We start from the raw sequence: 21,576 nt of genomic DNA, 5'->3' as shown, positions 1-21,576 counted from the left end.
TGACATTTCTCCCTCTTACCTATGCAGTACGTATACTCTTGCTATCGGCGCCGTCTCTTCCTCGAAGGAAGGCATTTTTACAAGGATGCCTCCTTCCCCTGCGGTAAAAGGAACCTCTTTCCCACAGTCCAGAAGACTCACCTTCTTTACTTCCCCTTCCCATGGAAGAAAAACCTCCTCCGGAACCGGCGAACTTTCCTCCGGGAACAGTTCCAGCGCATAAACCTTCCCGTCCTTTTGGGTAAAAGCAATATTTCCCTTCTTATAGGGAGCGCACACCCTCGTGCCGTAAATGGCATCTCCGTAAAGCTTCAGCCATCTGCCCATCCCCTTCAGGGATTCCACCGCTCCCGCAGGCAGCCTGCCGTCAGGCTGCGGCCCTACGTTAATGGCCAGGTTCCCGCCCTTTGCCACGATATCAATCAGCAGCAGGATCACTTCCCTCGGCTTTTTATAGGTATCCTCATAGGCGAAGGAAAAAGAGGTTCCCAGCGTGATACAGCTCTCCCACGGCACACCCAGAGGCTGGTCGGGCACACACTGCTCCGGCGTAATATAATTCTCGTAAGGCCCGCCCACCGTCCTGTCCGCGCAGAGCATTCCCGGCTGCCAGCTACGTATTTCATCTATCACCTCACCCAGACGTATATCCTGGCCGGACTGAGGACACACCCATCCCGCGTCAAACCACATGATATCCAGTTTTCCGTACCTGGCTGCCAGTTCTTTGATCTGATTCTGCGTAAACGTCACAAAACATTCCCATTCCTCGGGACGCGCCGCAGGGTCATAAGAGGGGCCCCGCCACATATAGTCACCCCTCGCGCAGCCCTTTTTCCAATAGCTGTCCACATGCCAGTCGGCCTTGGAAAAATAGGCTCCGATTCCGATTCCTCTTTTACGGAAGGCTTCAAATAAATGCCCGCAGATATCCGCATACTTATGGGTATGGAACGGGCAGTCCTCCGCCGTGATTTTGTAGTCCGAATACCTGCTGTCCCACATACAGAAGCCGTCATGGTGCTTGGTCGTAAAAAGAAGATAGCGTATGCCTGCTTCCTCCGCCAAATCCGCCCATCTTTCAGGATCAAAGCGGATGGGATTGAAAGTCCTGTTCAGCCCGAAGTACTGTTCCTTAAATTCCTTTCCGCTCGCTTCCCAGTCAATTCCCTTTCTTGACCATTCCGCATCGGCGTCCGACAGAGCCCAGGATTCCACAATACCCAGCTGGGAATATGGCCCCCAGTGCATCATCAGTGCCAGCTTCTGATCCTGGAACCACTCCAGCTTCTGCCGGACCTTCGGATCCGCCGGCCATACATAGGCATCCGCGGCGCTGTAATTGTGTACGCCCTCTTCAACCACTTCTTCCGTAATTTCTTTTTCAGTCATTGTTCGTTACCGCCTCTCCATGTCCCAGATTATAGGTTATTTTTCCCTCCAGCTCTACCTTCAGTACGGTTGCAAAAGGATGCAGCTGCATATTCTGCGCCCAAATCCACAGGGTACCGGGAATACCGCTCCAGGGCAGGGCTCCGGTATAGGTAAAGTCCAGCTCTTCTAAACTGTGCAGAACCGTCACCCTCTTTACAGGTGTTTTCAGTCCCTTTACGCATACTGCCTCAAGGGGCTTGTCATATACAATCAGATACAGGGTCTCCTGATCCTCGGAAATGGTGCTTCCGCCCAGAAACTGATGGTAGCTCAGGCCCTTTCCCGTTCCGTATACCGCTTCTTCATGATCATGAATCCAGCTTCCCAGATCAAGCAGCACTTTTTCCTGGCGCCCATCCAGCGTACCATCCTCTTTTGGCCCCACATCCAGCAGGAGCCTGCCTCCCAGCGTGATACAGTCGCAGAACATTCGTATGATCTGCCCGCTCGTTTTATAGTCATTATCGCTGGGCCGGTATCCCCAGGAGTCATTTATGGTGGTACAGAATTCCCATTCTCCCTCAGGCCCATAGATGGGAATGCCCTGCTCAGGCGTTTCATAGTCCCCATATCCCTGCATCCTGGAATTTAAAACCACGTTGGGATTCAGGGAATGGAGATACTCCCGAAACTCCGGCATCTTCCACTGCGCGGCGCTGCGTTCCCAGTCGCCGTCAAACCAGAGGAGATCCACGGTTTTATAGCCGGTCATCAGCTCCGCAAGCTGGTGTCTGTTAAACTGCAGGAATTCTTCCCAGGCCTCATAATCCTCTTCCCCGCCCGCCGGGGAACCGTAAATATCCTTCAGGCAGTCTTCTCTTTTCATCCCCTCAGGATAAATGCTCCGGTACCGGGGATCCGACCAGTCAATCAGGGAAAAATAAATGCCTGTTTTCAGCCCCGCCTCACTCATGGCGTCCATATATTCCCTGATCAGATCCCTTCCCGCCGGTGTTTTCTTTACCACACTCAGGTCACTGTACTGTGTATCAAAAAGCGCCACCCCGTCATGGTGCTTGGCGGTCATGACCACATACTGCGCGCCCGCTTTTTTAAACAGCTCCGCCCATGCGGCGGGATCATATTTTGAGGCGGTAAAGCCTTCGCATTGCTTCATGTAATCCTCATAAGAGATATTTCCGTTATGAAAGGACCAGGATTCGGACACATCTCCCACCGCATAAATTCCGTAATGGATAAAAATACCCAGCTTGGCCTTTCTGAACCATTCCTGCATCATAATCTGATTTCCTCCGGATTTCTTATTTTCCCCGCAGACAGCAAGCCGGACGGACGCGCCCGCATCTATTTCCGGCAGCAGCAGCGGGACAGCTGCATGGAAAAGGACATATTACTTTTTACGGTAATATGCCTTTTCTCTCTGATCACAGTACAGCTTACTTATTCGTCCTTAATCCGCTATCTTGTCAACTCCGCGAACCTCCAGCCAGTCCTCCAGACCGAGTGCATAGAGTCCGTCCACATAGCTCTTCCACTGGGCATCGTCATTAATATTCAGCTCACCGGATACAAACATGGCCTGCTGCTGATTGAAATAATCCTTTATTGCGGTTGCTATATCTGAATAACGGTCAATCTTATCGAGCGGTATCCAGAAGGAAGGTACGATTTCTTTTGTCAGATAAGGCTCATAAGCCGCTTCCAGCGCTTTCTTCTCATCATACAGCGGATTGTCTTCAATATACTTAAATCCGGAAGGCATATATTTAGGAAGGGACTGCGGCCACAGATTGCCCCAGCTGAGTTTTTCCTGCTCATCCTCAGGAAGCGTCTTGTTATCGATTGCGTGATAGCCGTCATCCTCTTTAAATACCAGCGTGCCTACAGGTCCCCTGTTGCAGCCGATACCGTTTTCCAGCTCAAAGGCGTTGTCAAACCACCGGCAGATCACTTCGGGGTTCTTGGCATTATCCGTAACCACTGCCTGCGTCCTGTATACGCTGAAGCCGTTGGTATCACGCAGCCATCTGCCGCCGTTATCGGTATTGAGAACAGGAAGGATATCATATTCGTCCCTCTCCGTGCCTCTTACATGACCGGAAAATTCATTGCTTTCATAAGCGATGGAAACACCATACAAATCCCTGTTTCCTTTGCCTTCCCAGGTAGCGCTGTCCTGTGTGAAAATTTCCAGGTCAATGAGCCCCTGTTTATACATCCCGTTAAGCCAGCTTAACAGCTCCCGGTAGGTACTGCTCGCTCCGGCATATACTACCTCAGAGTCCTTGATTCCTACGCCATATTTATCCATGGGGAGGCCGAACCATCCCGCCATCGCTTCAATATGCTTATTATTCGGGTCTGTGGAAAAAGGAATTTCATCATTGGGATCCCCGTTTCCATTGGCATCCTGTTCTTTAAAGGCCTTGAGAACCGCCTCAAATTCCTCTGTGGTTGTTGGCATATCCATGCCTACGTTTTCAAGCCACTTCGTATTGATGTACGGAGAATAACCGACCATCGTGTCATCACATACATAAGGGATTGCATAAATGTGACCGTCAGGAGCCGTCATTTCCTCCCGCACTCCCGGAAGATCCAGTATTTCCGTGATCTTGGGGCAGTACTCGGCAAAGTAATCCTCCAGCGGAATGAACACGCCCTGGTTTACTCCATATGTAAGAATCATGCTGTCGCTCAGTGTCCAGCCGCCGATTACATCTGCATAGTCTCCGGAATTCAGATCCAGGTTCAGTCTCTCCGTAGCTGTTTCATAAGGGAAAATCCGCAGATCCACATCCACATTTGTTTGCTTCTTAAACTCGTTGAGCATATAAAACTCACCGGTGTCGCTGGAATCATCGCAGAATATGGAAAAACTGTAAGTTCCCTCATCCACCAGAGGCAGACCCTCCTTGTATAACACGCCGTTTACTTTTCCGCTGTCATCCGTCTGGGCAGACTGTACGCTTCCTTCCTCCGGAGCATCTCCCCCTGTCGCCGCGGTATCGCTGCTTTTGCCGCAGCCTGCCAGCAGACCCGCACACATTGCCGCAGTGAGCAGCAGTGCAACTATTCTCTTTTTCATTCTTTTACCTCCTGTTTTTTTCTATATTTATCCGGCACACTGCCGGTAAATAATCTTTTTTCCTCAGCCCTTCAGGGAACCGATCATGACACCCTTTACAAAATGCTTCTGAATAAACGGATAGAGAAGCAGGACGGGAATACTGCTGATGATGATCAGTGAATACTTCATAACATCTATCAGCTCCTGTTTTTCCCTGAGCGCCGCTCTGGCCGCTTCCGTGGTGGCCGTCTGGGACAGTGCGGTTTCATTGGTGATCAGGATGTTTCGCAGTACCAGCTGCAGCGGGTATTTCTCTGAATCGGAAATATAAACCAATGCGGAAAAATAGGCATTCCAGTGACCGACACCGTAATACAGCACCAGGATAGCCGTGATAGCCGCAGACAGGGGAAGCGCTATCCGGAAGAAAAACTGCCCCTGTGTACATCCGTCAATTTCCGCCGCTTCATATAATTCTTCCGATATATTGGATTTAAAAAAGGTTCTTGCGACAATCATGTTATACACGCTCAGACACCCCGGAAGCACCAGCGCCCACATGGTATTGAGCATGTGCAGGTTACGGATTACCAGATAGGTGGGAATCAGCCCGCCTCCGAAAAACATGGTGACCATATAAAATAACGTCACTATTTTCTTTCCCCCGAACCGGTCCCTGGAAAGCGCATAAGCGGTCGGCAGCGTGACGATCAGGTTGATACATACCCCGCACACCGTATAAATAATGGAGTTCAGAAAGCCCTTCATAACGGCGTTGTTTTTAAACACCTCCACATAGCCCTTCAGCGTAAAACCTATGGGTTTCCAGAGCACCTTTCCGCCCGACACGGCGGCAGGATCACTGATGGAGGAAATGATTACCCAATACAGAGGATATGCCACCACTATCAGGATTACCGTAAGAAGGATAAAGACTACTGTGTCAAAAATCATATCCTCCCTGCAGCGTTTCATTTTTTTCCCTTTATTATTTTTCATTGTTTTCTGATTCATCGTCATCCTCCTACCACAGGCTGTTGCCGGAAAGCTTGTCCGCGGTTTTATTTACAATCAGCAGCATCACCAGGTTAACCAATGTATTGAAAAGACCAATTGCAGTGGAATAAGACATATCATTATTGATAAGACCCACTTTATAAACATATGTAGAAATAATCTCCGAAACATTCAGGTTCAGGTTGTTCTGCAGCAGATACGCCTTTTCAAAGCCGATGGAAAGAATACTTCCGCAGTTCATAATCAGCAGGATTGTTGCCGTGGGAAGGATGGAAGGAAGATCGATGTGGCGGATGAGCTGGAATTTGGTGGCTCCGTCACACTTGGCCGCCTCATGCAGCTCCGGGCTGATACCGGAAAGCGCCGCGAAATAAATAACGGAATTCCATCCCATTCCCTGCCAGACACCGGTCCAAACGTAAATATGGCGCCAGTACTCTTTTTTAGCCATGAAATTGACGGGATCCCCTCCGAGAAACCGCACTATGTTGTTAATAACACCAACAGAGGGTGAAAGAAAAAGAATAATCATACCGCACATAACCACCGTGGATATAAAGTTCGGCGCATAAGTAACGGTCTGGATGACCTTCCGATATCTCTTATGCCGGAAGGAATTCAGCAGAAGGGCCAGGATAATCGGAATGGGAAAGGATACGACCAGTCCGTACAGACTCAGTATCAGTGTATTTTTGATCGTGGATGCAAAATACGGGGATTCAAAGAACCGTTTAAAATAATACAGCCCCACCCAGGGGCTTCCCCATATACCCGCCTTGGCATTGTATCGCCGGAATGCCAGCTGGACACCATACATAGGTATGTAACTGAATATAAATGTCAATACAACACCCGGGACACAGAACAGCCAGAGAGATATGTCCCTCCTCAGCGCCCTCATTGTGGATCCTTTCTTTCTCACCTTTCTCGTTTTCATACTTTCTCCCTTCTGAAATTACTTTTGCGGCCCTGCGCAATATATTTTATACTGCTGCATTTCATACATCCGGCAGCATATTTCACCAAGGCAATAGTGAACATTAGTGAACATTTTCTTCTCAAATCTCGCTTATACATTATGAACAAATACTCTTTTAATTCCTGAACATTTCGAGTGCTTTTGTCATTAAAATAATACATACATTTAACTTATATGTCAACATTTCTCATAATGCTTTTCCATTTTTTCCCTTTTCAACAAACAATCTTTTCTTTTTAGTGTATTTTTTCGTTCACTTTTGCCATGTTAAATATATGGATAATGTTCATTTTGTTACCTTATATTGCAACAGCATACTTTGCATGTTATAATCATGAAACTGCTTCAATAAAATATTTTCTGTGACGCACGTTCACAAGTTTTTTACATTCCCATTACGTGCAGAAAGAGGTAAACTATGGACGCTATACGCATTCCGATTCCTTCCGTTGGTTTTCATCCCCCTGTTTATCTGTGCAGACGCGCCGAGCTCCCCTTTATCCCCGACGGGCGGCTGGATAAGCCTTTCTGGGAAAAAGCGGAATTCACCTGTGATTTTGCGGATATCGAAGGAAAACATATGCCCCTCCCACGGTTTGTTACCCGGGCAAAATTGCTGTGGGATGACGAAAATCTGTACATAGGCGCGCAGCTGGAGGGGGATGAGATCTGGGGAAACGTTACCGAACGGGACGATGTGATTTTCCGGGATAATGATTTTGAAATTTTTATTGATCCGGACTCGGATACCCGGCAGTATTATGAATTTGAAATGAATGTTCTGAACACGGTCTGGGATCTCTTCCTGCCCTCCGCTTACCGGGACGGAGGGAATGCCCTGAATGGTTATGATATTCACGGACTCCGCACGGCGGTTTCGGTCTGCGGAAGCATTAATACGCCCGGCCCGGAGAATAAAAGCTGGTCCGTGGAGGTGGCCATCCCTTTCGCCGCCATTACGGAATGCCTGCCTGAGAAACGGGCGCCCAGGGCCGGAGAATATTACAGGATTAATTTTTCCAGGGTCCAGTGGAAAGTGGAGAAGGAAGACGGCTGTTACCGGAAGCTGACCGCTCCGGACGGAAATCCTTTGCCGGAGGATAACTGGGTCTGGTCCCCTACCGGGGTTATCAATATCCATTATCCGGAGCTGTGGGGTTTTGTTTTCTTTACAGAGGACGACACTCAGGACGATACCTGCAGTATACCGGAGGATGAGCTGCGCAAGTGGGAGCTGCGCAAGCTCTATTATGCGCAGAATATCTATCAGGACCTGCACGGTTCCTGGTGCGGCAGCCTGGACACCCTGCGGGATATCCTCCGGGAATACTCTCCCTGCGAAGAGAATCGCAGTTTGCTTCCTATGGATTATGTGTTGGAAACTACTTCCCATACTTATGAGATATCCTGCCCTTCTTCGGAGGAGGGGCGCCGGATCGTTCTGCTTTCCGACGGAAGGATCATGCGGTAAGCACTATCCTGTTTCCTTCTTTTATGGTAATCTGAATATACGGACAATTACAGGCCCTGCCCGGAATCCTATCCGGCCGGGCCTGTTAAAATACCAAATTCCCCTGGAAAAGAGGCTGATGCCATGCAGCACATTATGATTATCGAAGATGAAACGAATATAAGGGAAGAACTGATGCTTCTTCTGGAAAGTGTCCCTTACCGGGTATCCGCACCAAAACCGGAAGGGGATCTGCTCACGCTTATACGGGAAGCCCGCCCGGATCTGATCCTGCTGGATCTTGGCCTTCCGGGAATAGACGGGCTCACGCTCTGCTCCCTTCTGAGGAAGGAGTCCGCAGTCCCGATTATATTTGTCACAGGCCGAAATACCTCCATGGATGAACTGAACTGTCTGCTGCGGGGCGGAGACGATTTTTTGTCCAAACCCTATCAGCCGGCAATTCTGCTGGCCCGTATATCCGCCGTGCTGCGCAGGACGAAACGGGAAGAGGATGCAGCCCTTCACTGGAAAAATTTAAAGCTCGATCTGGCTTCCGGAACCATATCCCTGCCGGAGGGAAAAAGCCATCCTGCCGAGTTATCCAGAAATGAACTGAAAATCCTGTATTATCTTATGAAGCATGCGGGAAAAATCGTATCACGCGAGGAGCTGGTCGATTATCTCTGGGATGAGGAAATTTTTATTGACGACAATGCACTGAGCGTAAACATGACCCGGCTCCGGAGTAAGCTGGAATCCATCGGCGCACCGGACTTTATCGGGACAAGACGGGGATTGGGGTATCAAATATGAATCTGCTGGACTATATAAGAGATAAAATACGTTTTCTTTGCTTTTTCGCTTTCTTTCTTCTTTTTCTTTTCTGTTTTCTGCGGATTACCGGATACCCTGCGGCTTATGCACTCCTTTTTCTTTCGCTGGCGGCCGGACTGACGCTCCTGTACGGAGGTATCGATTACTGTCATAAAAAAACTTTCTTTGACCATCTTCTGCTGCAGCTGAATCAGTTGGACAAGCCGTATCTTATCGGAGAAATCATGGAAAAATCACCTTGTCTGACGGATAGGTTATACCGTCAGGTCATCCGTGTATCCAACCGTTCTGTCATAGAAAGCATACATACACTGGAAAAAGAGAAGCAGGAATACAGGGAATATATTGAAAGCTGGATTCACGAGGTCAAGGCTCCCCTTACCTCCATAAACCTGATGTGCGCCAATCAGCTATCCGCTCAGGAAGAGGAAGGGCATTTTGCAAGAAAGCTTCTGCAGGAAACGGAAGCCATAGAAAATGCTGTGGAACAAGCCTTATATTATGCCCGCTCCGATGAAGTCTACCGTGATTTTCTCATTACCCCCTGCAGCCTGAACGACATCGTAAAAGAGTCCGTCACCCGCTGCCGGCGCCTGCTGACCGCCTGCCATATGAAGGTGGAACTGCATATCCCTGTGTCCTGTACGGTTTACTGCGATGGTATCTGGCTTGTTTTTATACTGAGCCAGCTTCTGCGCAACAGCGCCCAGTACAAAAAGGGAGACTGCGGTAACATTACAATCACCGCAAAGGAGCGCCCAATGCAGGTGCTTCTTTCGGTTCGGGATGAGGGCACAGGTATTCCTGATAATGAATTAAGCAGGATCTTTGAAAAAGGATTTACCGGATCCAATGGACGTAAAACAAAAAGTTCCACCGGTATGGGGCTGTACCTCAGCAAAAAGCTATGTCAGAAGCTGGGACTTTCTATCCGTGCCCATTCCTGTGAAGGTGTTTTTACGGAAATCCTGCTGGAAATTCCCCGGGAAGAAAACCTTCCCCGTTTTAACGGCCCCGATTCCGGGCGGCAAATCTTTCAAAACTGTAAGGCTGAGGAAAGCTGATGTGATACCTCACGGCAGGAAGACCCTTTATACTATACTTAAAGCCGGCGCACAACAACTTATAACAGCGGCCCTTTCAGGCCCAACAGGATAAGAAAGGCAGGAATCGTATGAAGGATTTTATCCGTATATGTGATGTAGAAAAGTATTATGGCACGGGAACCAATGTAACAAAAGCTGTGGATCGGGTCAGTTTTCATGTGGAACAGGGAGAATTTCTTGGAATTATGGGAGCCTCCGGTTCCGGCAAGACAACGCTTTTAAATATTCTTTCTACAATAGATACCGTTACCAGCGGACATATTTTTTATGAAAATGATGACATTACCTTGATGAATGAGGATCAGCTCTCCGATTTCAGACGGGATAATCTGGGTTTCGTTTTCCAGGATTTCAATCTGCTGGATACTCTCACAATCCGGGAAAATATTGTCCTTGCGCTTTCCCTCCAGGGAAAACAGGGAAAAAAATCGGAAGAAAAAGCGCGGGAGGTTATGGATATACTTGATATAGCGGCCATTCAGGATAAATTCCCCTATCAGGTATCCGGCGGTCAAAAACAGCGCTGTGCCTGTGCCCGCGCACTGGTAACCGGACCAAAACTGATTCTTGCTGACGAACCCACCGGCGCCCTGGATTCCAAATCCTCCCTGATGCTCATGGAAACCTTTCATCAGCTGAACACAACCATGTGTTCCACCATCCTCATGGTCACTCACGATGCTTTCTCCGCCAGCTGGTGCAAAAGAATCCTCTTTTTAAAAGATGGGCAGATCTTTCACGAACTGGTGCGAAGCGGACAGGACCGAAGGCAATTTCTGAATGAGATCCTGGATGTTCTCGCATTGACAGGAGGTGAACTTAATCATGCTGATTAAACTGAGTCTCCGCAACGCAAAGCGTACATGGCGGGATTATCTTGTATTTTTTGTCACTCTGCTTCTGATTGCGGCGATCATGTTTTCCTTCAACGGGCTTCTGTTCGACCCAGATATCCGCAGGCTTCAGGATGATTCCGCTATAATGGCCGTAATGCTCGGCATAGCAACCTTCTTTATCCTCCTGGTCCTGACCTGGCTGCTTCAATATATGGTCCGTTTTATGATGAGCAAACGAAGCCGGGAGTTTGCCACATATCTTCTTTTGGGAATGAAACGGAGGCAGATCTCGAAAATTTTCTGGGGAGAAAGCCTGGTTCTGGGTATCGCCGCATTTTTGCTCGGTACCGGATGCGGCATCTTTTTCCGACAATTCCTGTTTGCCTGTTTTTATGCTCTTATAGGCAAAAGTTATCAACTGAATTTCTGTTTTACCCCGGCCGCATTCCTGATGACTGTCCTTTGCTTTTTTGGCTGTTATCTCCTGTCCCTGGCCTTCCATCATAAAAAATTCCGGGGAATGAACATATCCGGACTTCTGCAGGCCGATCGGGAAAATGAACAAATACGGGAAGGAAACCTGATAATCGGAACTACTGTCTTTCTGGCAGGCTTTGCAGGTATCCTCTCCATCATACTTGTTCTCACTTTTTTCAGCCGCTCTTTAGAAGGCGGAGATATTGTATTTATGATGCTCCTCCTGATCCTTTCCATTTATCTGATGTACTGGGGTCTTGCCTCTCTGTTCAGCCTCTACTTAAGGAAACGGGGCAAACGGATGTATAAGGGTACCAATCTGTTCCTCATCCGCCAGCTCTCCTCCAAAATACGTACGATGCGTTTCACCTTCGGCACACTGACCGTACTCTTCACCCTGGCCCTGCTCGGCTGCAGCTTCGCACTGATGCTCAACCGGTATCAGAATACCGAAATTAATTATAAATATCCTTTTTCCGTCAACATAGTCGGAAATGCAGGTGACAGCCTGAAGGAAGAAGAGGAAGTTATCCGCCGTTATTCTCCTGATGCGGATACCCTGGTATATAAAATCTACCACAATGGCAGCACTTCGGTAAAAGACTATTACTATGCTCATCTGAAAGCATTTACAAAAGCCGGCACAGAAGAGGAGGACAATACCGGCACTCCCGGTCTCATTCCCATGCCTGCCAATATGTGGGGCCAATACCATGCGGAAGATACTTTTATGAAGCTGAGCGATTACAATGTGCTGCGGCGCATGCTGGGCTTTGAAGAGGCCGTTCTTTCCGGGGATGGCTATCTGCTGCAGACAAAGAACCGGCTTGTGAGGGAACTGGGGGATGGAATCCGTGATGTTACCGTTCCTGTAAAAGGAAAGGAACTGCATCTGGAAAGAATCTACACGGACGCCTTCTGCCAGGACGGACATAATGGTTCGGACTATCTGTTAGTCGTGGCTGATGAGACAGCGGAAGCCATGGAAACTTATTATACCGGACTTTCCTCCATGATTCCCGGACAGCTTCCTGACGGACTGGAGAATGCCCTCTGGAATGCCCACACAGAATACAGCGGAATAAATGCCAGCGGCACAGATTCCATGTCCCTTGTCATTTCCGATATTCTTTTCTCCGAGACACTGCTGGAAGAAGGACGATGGGGATATACTATGATGTCTCTTCCCCTTATCTATATCGGCCTGGTCTATCTGTGTGCGGCTCTCACCATTTTATCCGTCCAACAGCTGAGTGATTCCGGTAAATACCGTTTCCACTGCCACCTCCTTTCCTCTCTCGGACTGCGCAGGAGGCAGATAAACATGACAGTTCTGCGCCAGATGTTCTTCTTTTACCTCTGTCCGGTTATCCCCGCTGTACTGATAAGCGGAACGATCGCCTGGATCGTGAGCGGAAAGTTTCTGGATATAACAGGTTTAAACGGTACCTTTTTCCATTATTTCGGCCCCTCTCTTGTTTTATTTACGGGGATATATCTGCTTTACTTCGTTGCAGCCTATGTCGGGTTTGTGAGAGATATATGGAAGGAATGAAAAGAAGCGTCATTCGGGAAAAAATGCCCGGACGACGCTTCTTTTCTATTTCTGATTATGCTCCGTTTTATCCTTATAATCCTTCGGTGACAAACCGGTGTGTTTTTTGAAAAAGTGGGAAAAATAGGTCACGTTCTCAAATCCCAGTATTTCCGCGATTTCATATATTTTCATATCTGTCTGAACCAGATATTCCCTGGCCCTGCTGAGTTTTTTTTCATTGATTGTATGGATTATGGTATTGCCTGTCTCTTCCCGGAATATCCGGCTCAGGTAGCTGGCATTCACGCCGATTCTGCCCGCGATATCCGACACGGACAGGTTTTCCCGGTAATGATCGTCGATACAGCGCAGACAGGCGCTGATAAGGGATTCCTTCCCCTGGGCAGCGCCCTTCATGGCCTGTGCGGTATTCTTCAGCAGGCTTTCCATCAGCAGGCTGTATTCCTCTAGATAGACACAGCCATAGATCTGATGGGCGATCCCTCCGGGCCGGCCCTGTCTGCTGCGTTCATCCGCCTCCCCCTCCGTCAGCAGCTTCCGGCACCGTTCCTGAAGGGACATCCCGGAATTCCTGACGGCGGAAGCGGTACAGCCGTATTCCTTCTGCCGCTGAAGCAGCCCATGAAACAGAGAAACGGCTTTTTCGGCGTCCCCCTTTTCCACAGTGCCGCAGATATCCTCTATCCACTTTTCTTCCCCCGGCAGGCGTATTTCCTCCGGTTCCGTTCCTTCCCTGTAAAAGTTCAGTTTCCCGGTACCATCCGGAAACCGGTAAGCCAGAGCGGAAGCCGCCTGTTCATAAAGGCGCTTCAAATCTCCTGCCCCTCTTCCCATGCCGCTGACTCCCACACATACAAAAAGCTGCATAAAATTATCCATCATCTCAATGATCTGTCCGCATTTGGCCCTCACCGCCGTTTCATATCCTTCTTCCATCCCTTTAAGAAGCACACAAAGCATATCCCTCTGTATGAAAAGCATTTTTTCCATATGTTCCTCAAAGGCCATGGCCAAAAAATCGCTCAGGCTTTTATATATCCGGCTCCGCGTGCCGCTGTCCGTTTCCGGGCTGAGACGGAAACGGAATAAAAGCACCAGGTAATTTTCAAGCCGGAGGGGCAGCGCCCGGTACCTCTGCTCCAGCTCCTCCTCGTCATAAAGGCTTCCGTCCAGCACGGCGCGCAGAAAGTTTTCCACCGCCTCATCCCTGCCGTATTCCCCTTCCGCCCTCCGCTCTTTTTCCAGCTGGCTGCAGCACCTGGAGACAGCCGATTCCAGGCCGTCCAGCGCTCCTGTTTTGGTCACATAATCCGCCGCGCCGTATTTCACGGCCGCCTGGGCATAAGAAAAATCCGCATATGCGGTCAGTATGATTACCTGTACCGGCAGCTCATGCTCCTTCACATACTTAACAAGCGCAATCCCGTCCGCGCCGGGCATGCGGATATCCGTCACAAGAATATCCGGCGCTTCCTCTTCCATATGTTCCAGGACTTCTCTTCCGTTGGATGCCACAAAAACCACTTCGCAGCCCAGACGCTTCCAGTCAATCAGCGTCTGCAGCGCCTTTCTCACTATCGGTTCGTCATCTGCCAGCATTACCCTGTACATGGCGTTCTCCCTTTCTGGTTTTTATCCGCTTTCCTTTTTCTGCCGTTCCTCTTCCGGCTTCTCCGGTTCCCCCTGATCCTCCGGTATGCGGATCCGCACCGTGGAGCCCCTGCCGGGAGAGGAAAAGACAGTTACGCCGTAGGCCTCTCCATACATGAGCTGAATCATATGGTGTACGTTGCCAAGGCCCACGTGGTTATGGGCGCTGTCCTTCTCCCTTTTTTCAAGAGGCAGCGCCACCTCCCCGTCCGCATCGAAACCAACGCCATCATCCACGGTATCGATGCATATGCAGCCCTCCTGCCGGTAAACGCTCACCTTCACAAAACCATTGTCCACCTTCGGCTCCAGTCCGTGTACCACCGCATTTTCCACAATAAGCTGGATACAAAGCTTGGGAATATACTGCTCCTTCAGTTTCTCCTCGGAAACCGCAATTTCATAGGATAACCGTTCCCCGAAGCGATAACTTTGCAGATACAGATAATATTCCACATAGGAAAGCTCCTGTCCCAGCGTCACCTTTTCTTCCCCGCTTCTGTATATTTTAGCCTGGATCAGCTGGCTGAAGGTGGATATCATGCGGAACAGCTCTTCATTGCCGTCCATTTTCGCCTGCAGGGATAAGGTGTTGAGGACATTGAACATAAAATGGGGATTCATCTGCGTCTGCAGGAATTTCAGTTCCATCTCCTTGATGGATATCTGCTTCTCATAAACCTCTTTTATGAGATTGTTCACATAGGCCGTCATCTCATTAAACACTTCGCTGATTTCATTGAACTCCCGGCTGTCATACGCCGGAAGCTTTGTCTCAAAGTTCCCTTCCTTCACGGCCTGCAGCTTATCCGTAATTTCCTCGATAGGCCTGGTCAGACGGTAGATCAGAACAAGCAGGAACAGGCAGCCGCAGCCGGTAATGACCGCAATGAGAAGCACATAAATACGGACGGAGGAATACATCAGCATCATGGCATGGTTTTCCGGGATTCCCAGAAACACCTGTAAATCCATGGGCAAAAGCTTCCTGTAAGCCCGATAATCCCGCCCGCCTGTTTCCATACGGAAGGGTTCGTACCGGTACTCCTCAAAGGTTTCCCGCTCAGCTCCCGCCGTATTCCAGAAGGCTTCCTGATTTCCTCCGTCAAGGGATTTCCCCGTTCTGTCACAAAGAGCCCAGAAAGCTCCAGGATAACTTGCCGTCAGCTCTTCCATCCTTTTTTCCAGGGCATCCTTATTCAGCTTGAAAAGAACGGTGCCCGCCTTGTCCATAAGTCCGTCATAAAGGGGAAAAGCCAGGAAAAGGCCGTCTTCCCTCTCCTGATAAAAATATCCGGCGCCGCTTTCCGCGGATTCTTTTTCAAAAGCCCGGAATACTTCCCGGAATACACGGGCGCCCGTTTCCTTTTCTGAGGTCGGCATCGCATAATAGCCGGTGCTCACAAAATCTCCCCGGGAATCGGCCAGACTGATTTCAAGCGCTGCCGGCATCTGTACGTTCCCCAGATTTTCCGGACTGCTGATATCCACTGCACGGGAAAAAGCGGCTTCCAGCGTCCTGCACTCTTCCTCTGTAAGCCTGCCATTCCTGCTCTTTTCCATATACCCCATCACGGTTTCCGAATCCCGGAGCGCATAGATCACCTTCTCCAGATAGGAAAGGCCGGATTCCATACCGTCAGCCGTGGCGGTCAGGAAAAAATCCATGTCATGGTGGATATAGTCGCTGATAATAAAAAACACGGAGAACACAAAGATGCTACCGCACAAAAGCAGCGCCCCCAGCATGATCCCCATATTTACCGTTATCATTTTTCCGCGCATGGAATACCGTTTTTTCTTTTTTCCGGCCATAGTTCCCCCACATTTTTATCCGCCTTTTTCTTATAAAGGTATTATACCCTGCCGGAAGCGGGAAGTCACGCCTCTTACTGTGCCGGCACAACAGAAGGAGGCAATTGCCGTCCGGGCCATTTCCTGTATATGCCGCACGGCGGCACCGTCTCCCCCCGCCGCCTGTACGGCGCTCAGCCCTTAACGGCTCCTGCTGTCAGTGATTTGACAAAGGTTTCGGACAAAAGGCAGAAAATCAGGATCGTAGGCACCACGGAGACAATAATTGCCGAAAACATGCCGTTCAGATTCTTGGAATAGGCCGTGGTGAACTGCCCCAGCAGTGCCGGTATCGTCATTTTTCCCTTGCTTTTCAGTAAAATCGAGGCGAAATAAAATTCGTTCCAGTTATTCAGAAATACCATGATGGCCGCCGTGGAAAGGCCCGGCTTCGCGATCGGCACTATGATCCGGAAAAAGGAGGCACAGTAGCCGCAGCCGTCTATTCTGGCCGCTTCCTCCATTTCTCTCGGGATCGTGAGGAAATAGCTGCGGATGATAAAAAAGGTTACCGCTATGCCAAGGCCGGAGTAAATGAAAATAAGCCCGCCTCTCGTATCCTTCAGCCCCAGATCCCCAAGCAGTCTGTAGATAGGAAAGCTGATGGAAATGGACGGAATAAAAAGCGTGGTGGTAAACATCAGGGTGACAAGCCCCTTCAGCTTAAACTCCATACGCGCCGACACATAGGCGGACATAGCCACCACCAATACGCTGATAACGGTGGAAATAACCGTAATGAAAATGCTGTTTCCAAAATAGGTCTGAATACTAAGCTTTGTAAAAATAGTGATATAACCGTCAAAAACCCATTCCGTAGGAAGGGCAAGCCCTCCGGGATTTTTCTTAAAGGAGGAGAGAAAAACCCAGAGGATGGGATAAATCGAAATAAACAGGACAAAGGCCATAACAAGACAGCGTCCTGCTCCTGTCAGAATATGCAAAGCACTGCGCTTTTCAGGTGATTTTTTTTCCATATCCGTTCCTTTCTGCTTTTAATCATGCGGCCGCCCTTCAGAGCAGCCCGATGCTTTCCTTAATCTACATAGTCCGTACGGAAGGCCCTGTTGATCATCCCCACCAGAAGCAGTCCCAGCAGGAACTGAATCACCCCGGCCGTATTGCCTCTGGCAAAATTCAGCTTCGTGCTTCCCAGAGCGGTCTTGTAGACATAATAACTCAGGCTGTAGGTAGCATTATCCGGTCCGCCGCCTGTAATCAGGGCAATTTCATTATACAAAAGCAGGCCATAGTTCGCTGCCATCACGGATACCGTACCGAGCATGGGGCGCAGAAGAGGCAGGATAATTTTCCGGTCTATCTGCCCTGCGCCGGCCCCGTCCACCCGCGCTGCCTCCAGCAGGCTGGTATCGATGCTGAAAATCTGCGTCAGCAGAAGCAGGCAGGAGGAACCGCCGAAGAGGATAAAAGAAAAGGTCACTCCCCAAAAAGCATAAGTCTCATTTGCCAGCACACTGATATCACTTCCCGGACGTATCCAATTGCAGATTTCTGTCACGATTCCTCTGGAGGGACTGTAAAGGTTCAAAAATATCAGGCCTATGGCCGCCGTGGAAATGATGTTGGGAATGATGAAGGCATTCCTTGTAAATTTCCAGCCCAGCGGCTTTTTTGCCAATATTAAAGCTACGAGCAGCGTAAACGGGATCTGTAACAGCATGGTAAGGGCAACCCATTTCAGCGAATTCACCAGAGCCATCTGAAAATTCCTGTCTGCGGTAAATAATTTGATATAGTTATCAAACATATGGCCCCAGCCAAGGAATTCCGGCCTGAGGAAATTCTTGTAATTCCATTTGCAGAAAGAGGTCATAAAAATATTCACAAGCGGATAGGCATAAATAATACCGAACAGCAGAATACCGGGCAGCAGAAATGCCAGGATAAACCCATTTTTTCTTGTCATCACTTTCCTTATTTTTTTCATATACATCCTCTTCTCCCCACTGTTATCCGGAAGACCGCATATGGGAAAAGGCCATCCGCAAGACAGCCTCTTTCATCCATATGTTCTTTTCTTCCAACAAGCCGCCTTATTCCGCCGCTTCCAGGAACGCGTCCAGTTCCTCCACAGCACTTTCCACGGTCTTGCTTCCATCCTTAAGGCCGGCATATTTGGCCTGGATTTCGCCTTCCGCATCCCCGAAGTTGTTTCCCAGTCCCAGTGCCTGGTAATCTGCATTCTGACACAGTCTGCAGGCTTCTACCAGAAGCTTTGCCTCGGGCGCTTCCACAGAATCCGCCAGCGCGTCATAATCCACAGCCGTGCTTGGAGCCATACCGATGCCTTTTTCGATAATACGGGCCGCCACCTCCGGGCTGGTCATGTATTTAATAAATTCCACCGCTGCCGCCGTCTGTGCCTCATCCAGCTGTGAGGATACGACATAACCGCAGCCGCCTGACAGCAATGCCGCTTTCTTGCCGGCTTCATCCGTAGGGAACACCGCAGGCTTGATGTTTTCTGCGCCTGCCTCACAATCTACGGATCCGCCTGCATCCCAAACCCCGTTAAAGAGCATTGCCGTCTTTCCGGCAAAGAAATCGGAACGATAAGCCTCGTCATCATCTCCGCCAGGGCCGAAATTAGCGGAATCAATTTTCTGCAGGGCATTTTTCTGTATAAAAGAAAGAGTGTCCACAAACGCCGGCTGATTAAAGCTCTCCGTCATTTTTCCTTCCGCATAAAAGTTTCTGGAATCCCCGCTCCTCTGAAGATAAGCCGCCGTAAGGATATTGGTGGGCCATCCCGCATTCAGGCCGAAGGGCATGATACCTGCCGCCGTCAGCTTATCCACCGCCCCGTTGAAATCATCCCAGGTCTTCCATGCATCCGGCGTATCCGCTCCCGCCTCTTTAAAAAGCGCTTCATTATACCAGAAGCCCACGCCTTCGATCTGCTCTCTCACGGAATAAATTTTCCCGTCCTCTGTAAGATTCTGTTCATAGCAGACGCCGGCTCCGTCCTTAAAGCCGCTGTCCTCATCCAGGTAGGGCTTCAGATCCAGTATCATCCCCGCCGCAGATGCAACCGGGGTGATATCCCAGCCTCCGAAGTCCGCAATATCGTAAAATTCTCCCGCACTGATATCGTTCAGCGCCGTATTATAAATCCCTTCCGCCCCTGTTTCATCCGCCTGTATCACAAAATGGAATTCATCTTTGTGAGCATCCGCAAATTCCTGGTAGATCGAACGCATCTCAGCGGCTGCCGCCCATTCCGATTCGTCATGATAATAGCCATGGACAAAGGTGATGGTGGGAAGCTCCCCGTCTGCCGCATTTGCATCGGCTGCGGGTTCCGCCGGTTCGCTGTCTTCCCCCTTGCTTTCCTCCGCCGTTTTACTCTCCTGCGCCGTCTGCCCGGAATCCATCGTTTCCGCACTGTTCCCACAGCCTGCCAGAAGCAAAGCCATCATTGCGGTACAAAGCAGCCATGTTAAAGATTTTCTTTTCATATTTTGTTTCCTCCCTTTCGGTAACGAAGCTGCACCGGTTCTTTATCTGTGAACAGAAGCCGCTGCATTTTCCTGATGCTTACAATTTACCATGTTGGAGGTTCGTTCTGAATAAACAAAGCCGCAGACAATTTTGTTTTTTTTTCACCTGTTGCCACAGTTAAATGAAAAAAGATGTTATTTTTTTACCGGCAGCCCTTTTACAGGGCAGGGCAGTAAAAAAATAACATCTTTTTCAGAAACAGTTCCTGTTAGTCCGCATATCAGCCGAGTGTTTTCATTCAACTTTCAGCCTGCTTATCAAAGACCTTTATCCAGGGCCGAAATCAGGGAATCCAGAGCCTCTTCCTCCATACAGGCGCGCCGGATATCCGCACCGATTGTTTCCATGATCCCGCTGTTCCATACGCTTGTGATCGTCTTAATCTGTATATCCGCCGCATGCGCCTGCTCCAGCGCATTTCCCAGCAGCGGGTATTCCTCCCTGATTACCGCCAGATCGACATTGGGGTTGGAGGGAGCCTGCCCCGTTTCCAGCGCCAGCTTCAGCTGTACCTCTTCACTGAGCATATACTTTAAAAAACGTATGGAAGCCTCTTTTTTCTTCTCATCATAGCTGTCGAAAAGAACATAGCCGGAGGATGGGGAAATATAGGAGAGACTCTCCCCCGATTCGGTGGGATAGTTGGCGTATGCAATATCTGCCTCGAACGCACAGCCTTTAAACTCCTCACATTCCCATATGCCGTTAAAGTAAACCGCCGTCCTGCCCTCACGGAAATATTCCCTCGCATCATCCAGACTTTCCGCTGAAACGGAATGGCTGAAAATCCAGGAGAACTCCCGAACCGCATCCCGAAACACCGGCGTGTCGAAGGTATCGGGCAGCGCCCCGGCCATCTGCAGTCCCTCCGGCCCTTTTCCCGCTAATACCGCAAGAAAAAGATTTTCCGCCACCTGCACATTTTCCAGCGCGCAGGTATCTACTCTGCCCTCTCCCCGCTCATTCACCCTGTCTTCGCCCCAGGCATCCAGCTTTGCAAAAGCTTCCCGGAACTCCTCCCAGGTCTGCGGAGGCCTGGCATTCCCTTTTTCGTCCACAATCCCGGCTTCCCGGAAATATTCCGCATTATACCAGTAGCCCATCACCTCCAGCGCATCCGGCACAGTATAAAGGCCGCCGTTTTCCTCTGTCCAGGTTTCCAAAACCGATGGGTGGATACTCCGGATAAAAGCCTCATCCGCTTCTATATAGGGAAGAAGATCCAGCGCCATACCGCGTTTTACCGCATTCTGCACATAATAGGACTGTCCGTTTGTGCTCACAATATCCGGCATTTTATCTATGGCGAGCATATTATTGGCCTGTTCCACAGCAATATTGCTGTCGGAGGATGGCTGGTAGTTCAGCACGATGTCCGGATTCGCCTCATCAAAGGCGCGGTATATTTCCTGCATGGTGGAGTGTGTCTTGACCGTCCCTCCCCAGCCATGGATGAATGTCAGCTCCGTCACCTCCGGTTCCTCCTGCCTGCCGCACCCTACCAGGACTGCGGCAGCCGCAGACAGCAGCAGAATCTTGCAAAGCATTCCCTGATATATTCCCTTTCTTTCTCCCACTTCCGTTCCTCCTCTGCGGCATATATTCGTGACAGCCTGAACTGACCTGCTTTGAAACAGCCGGTTATAGACTTATTTTACGCCAAAGCATGCGGACTGTATAGAAGCAAATAATGCCGACAGTCTTCAAGTTTTCTGTGCCGTTAGCCTTATGGTTCCGCCTGCCCCCGTCTTCCCTGCCCTGTCTTTCTGTACGGCCCGCGGTTCTGCAAGGATTCCTGTATGGGCCGTATAAATACGCCGGTCCT

General features: G+C 49.6%; 16 protein-coding genes. 5 read left to right on the top strand and 11 right to left on the bottom strand.

Annotation, left to right across the window (positions count from 1 at the left end; translation table 11 throughout):
* Positions 1-15: 15 nt before the first annotated feature.
* From BLA28_RS13045 to BLA28_RS13025, 5 genes are all read right to left on the bottom strand, one after another.
* The gene (locus BLA28_RS13045; RefSeq protein WP_069159071.1) at positions 16-1,392 is read right to left on the bottom strand and encodes an alpha-L-fucosidase; all 1,377 of its coding nucleotides are present in this window, start codon (positions 1,390-1,392) and stop codon (positions 16-18) included.
* Complete coding sequence (locus BLA28_RS13040; protein WP_069159070.1) at positions 1,385-2,674, bottom strand: alpha-L-fucosidase; 1,290 nt, start codon at positions 2,672-2,674, stop codon at positions 1,385-1,387. The genes BLA28_RS13045 and BLA28_RS13040 overlap by 8 nt, the downstream gene beginning before the upstream one ends.
* A 171-nt stretch (positions 2,675-2,845) precedes the next feature.
* Positions 2,846-4,483: an extracellular solute-binding protein gene (locus BLA28_RS13035; protein WP_069159069.1), complete on the bottom strand. Its 1,638-nt coding sequence runs from the start codon at positions 4,481-4,483 to the stop codon at positions 2,846-2,848.
* A 63-nt stretch (positions 4,484-4,546) separates the two neighbouring features.
* Positions 4,547-5,479 carry a carbohydrate ABC transporter permease gene (locus tag BLA28_RS13030; RefSeq protein WP_044972345.1) on the bottom strand — a complete coding sequence of 311 codons (933 nt, stop codon included), beginning with the start codon at positions 5,477-5,479 and terminating at the stop codon, positions 4,547-4,549.
* Between the two features lie 10 nt (positions 5,480-5,489).
* Positions 5,490-6,419: an ABC transporter permease gene (locus tag BLA28_RS13025; RefSeq protein ID WP_069159068.1), complete on the bottom strand. Its 930-nt coding sequence runs from the start codon at positions 6,417-6,419 to the stop codon at positions 5,490-5,492.
* Between the two features lie 460 nt (positions 6,420-6,879).
* Between BLA28_RS13025 and BLA28_RS13020 the strand changes: the two genes are divergently transcribed.
* From BLA28_RS13020 to BLA28_RS13000, 5 genes are all read left to right on the top strand, one after another.
* Positions 6,880-7,932: a carbohydrate-binding family 9-like protein gene (locus BLA28_RS13020; protein WP_069159067.1), complete on the top strand. Its 1,053-nt coding sequence runs from the start codon at positions 6,880-6,882 to the stop codon at positions 7,930-7,932.
* A 123-nt stretch (positions 7,933-8,055) separates the two neighbouring features.
* Complete coding sequence (locus BLA28_RS13015; protein WP_009250619.1) at positions 8,056-8,727, top strand: response regulator transcription factor; 672 nt, start codon at positions 8,056-8,058, stop codon at positions 8,725-8,727.
* Positions 8,724-9,812 carry a sensor histidine kinase gene (locus tag BLA28_RS13010; RefSeq protein WP_069159066.1) on the top strand — a complete coding sequence of 363 codons (1,089 nt, stop codon included), beginning with the start codon at positions 8,724-8,726 and terminating at the stop codon, positions 9,810-9,812. Before BLA28_RS13015 ends, BLA28_RS13010 begins: the two co-directional genes overlap by 4 nt.
* Positions 9,813-9,922: 110 nt before the next feature.
* On the top strand, positions 9,923-10,690 hold the full coding sequence (locus BLA28_RS13005; RefSeq protein ID WP_009250621.1) for an ABC transporter ATP-binding protein: 768 nt from the start codon (positions 9,923-9,925) through the stop codon (positions 10,688-10,690).
* Positions 10,680-12,722: an FtsX-like permease family protein gene (locus BLA28_RS13000; protein ID WP_069159065.1), complete on the top strand. Its 2,043-nt coding sequence runs from the start codon at positions 10,680-10,682 to the stop codon at positions 12,720-12,722. Before BLA28_RS13005 ends, BLA28_RS13000 begins: the two co-directional genes overlap by 11 nt.
* A 45-nt stretch (positions 12,723-12,767) precedes the next feature.
* Here BLA28_RS13000 and BLA28_RS12995 read toward each other — a convergent pair whose 3' ends face one another.
* From BLA28_RS12995 to BLA28_RS12970, 6 genes are all read right to left on the bottom strand, one after another.
* The gene (locus tag BLA28_RS12995) at positions 12,768-14,336 is read right to left on the bottom strand and encodes a response regulator (protein ID WP_069159064.1); all 1,569 of its coding nucleotides are present in this window, start codon (positions 14,334-14,336) and stop codon (positions 12,768-12,770) included.
* A 21-nt stretch (positions 14,337-14,357) separates the two neighbouring features.
* Entirely contained in the window at positions 14,358-16,190 is a 1,833-nt protein-coding gene (locus BLA28_RS12990; RefSeq protein ID WP_069159063.1) for a sensor histidine kinase, read from the bottom strand.
* Positions 16,191-16,363: 173 nt separating this feature from the next.
* Entirely contained in the window at positions 16,364-17,206 is an 843-nt protein-coding gene (locus BLA28_RS12985) for a carbohydrate ABC transporter permease (protein WP_141702989.1), read from the bottom strand.
* A gap of 59 nt (positions 17,207-17,265) precedes the next feature.
* On the bottom strand, positions 17,266-18,177 hold the full coding sequence (locus tag BLA28_RS12980; protein ID WP_069159062.1) for a carbohydrate ABC transporter permease: 912 nt from the start codon (positions 18,175-18,177) through the stop codon (positions 17,266-17,268).
* Between the two features lie 106 nt (positions 18,178-18,283).
* The gene (locus BLA28_RS12975) at positions 18,284-19,708 is read right to left on the bottom strand and encodes an ABC transporter substrate-binding protein (protein WP_069159061.1); all 1,425 of its coding nucleotides are present in this window, start codon (positions 19,706-19,708) and stop codon (positions 18,284-18,286) included.
* A 300-nt stretch (positions 19,709-20,008) separates the two neighbouring features.
* Complete coding sequence (locus BLA28_RS12970) at positions 20,009-21,328, bottom strand: ABC transporter substrate-binding protein (protein ID WP_069159060.1); 1,320 nt, start codon at positions 21,326-21,328, stop codon at positions 20,009-20,011.
* Positions 21,329-21,576: the final 248 nt, after the last annotated feature.

Origin of the sequence: Eisenbergiella tayi, from assembly GCF_001881565.1 — a bacterium.
GTDB lineage: Bacteria > Bacillota > Clostridia > Lachnospirales > Lachnospiraceae > Eisenbergiella > Eisenbergiella tayi.
This window is presented reverse-complemented; position numbering and strand designations above follow the sequence as displayed.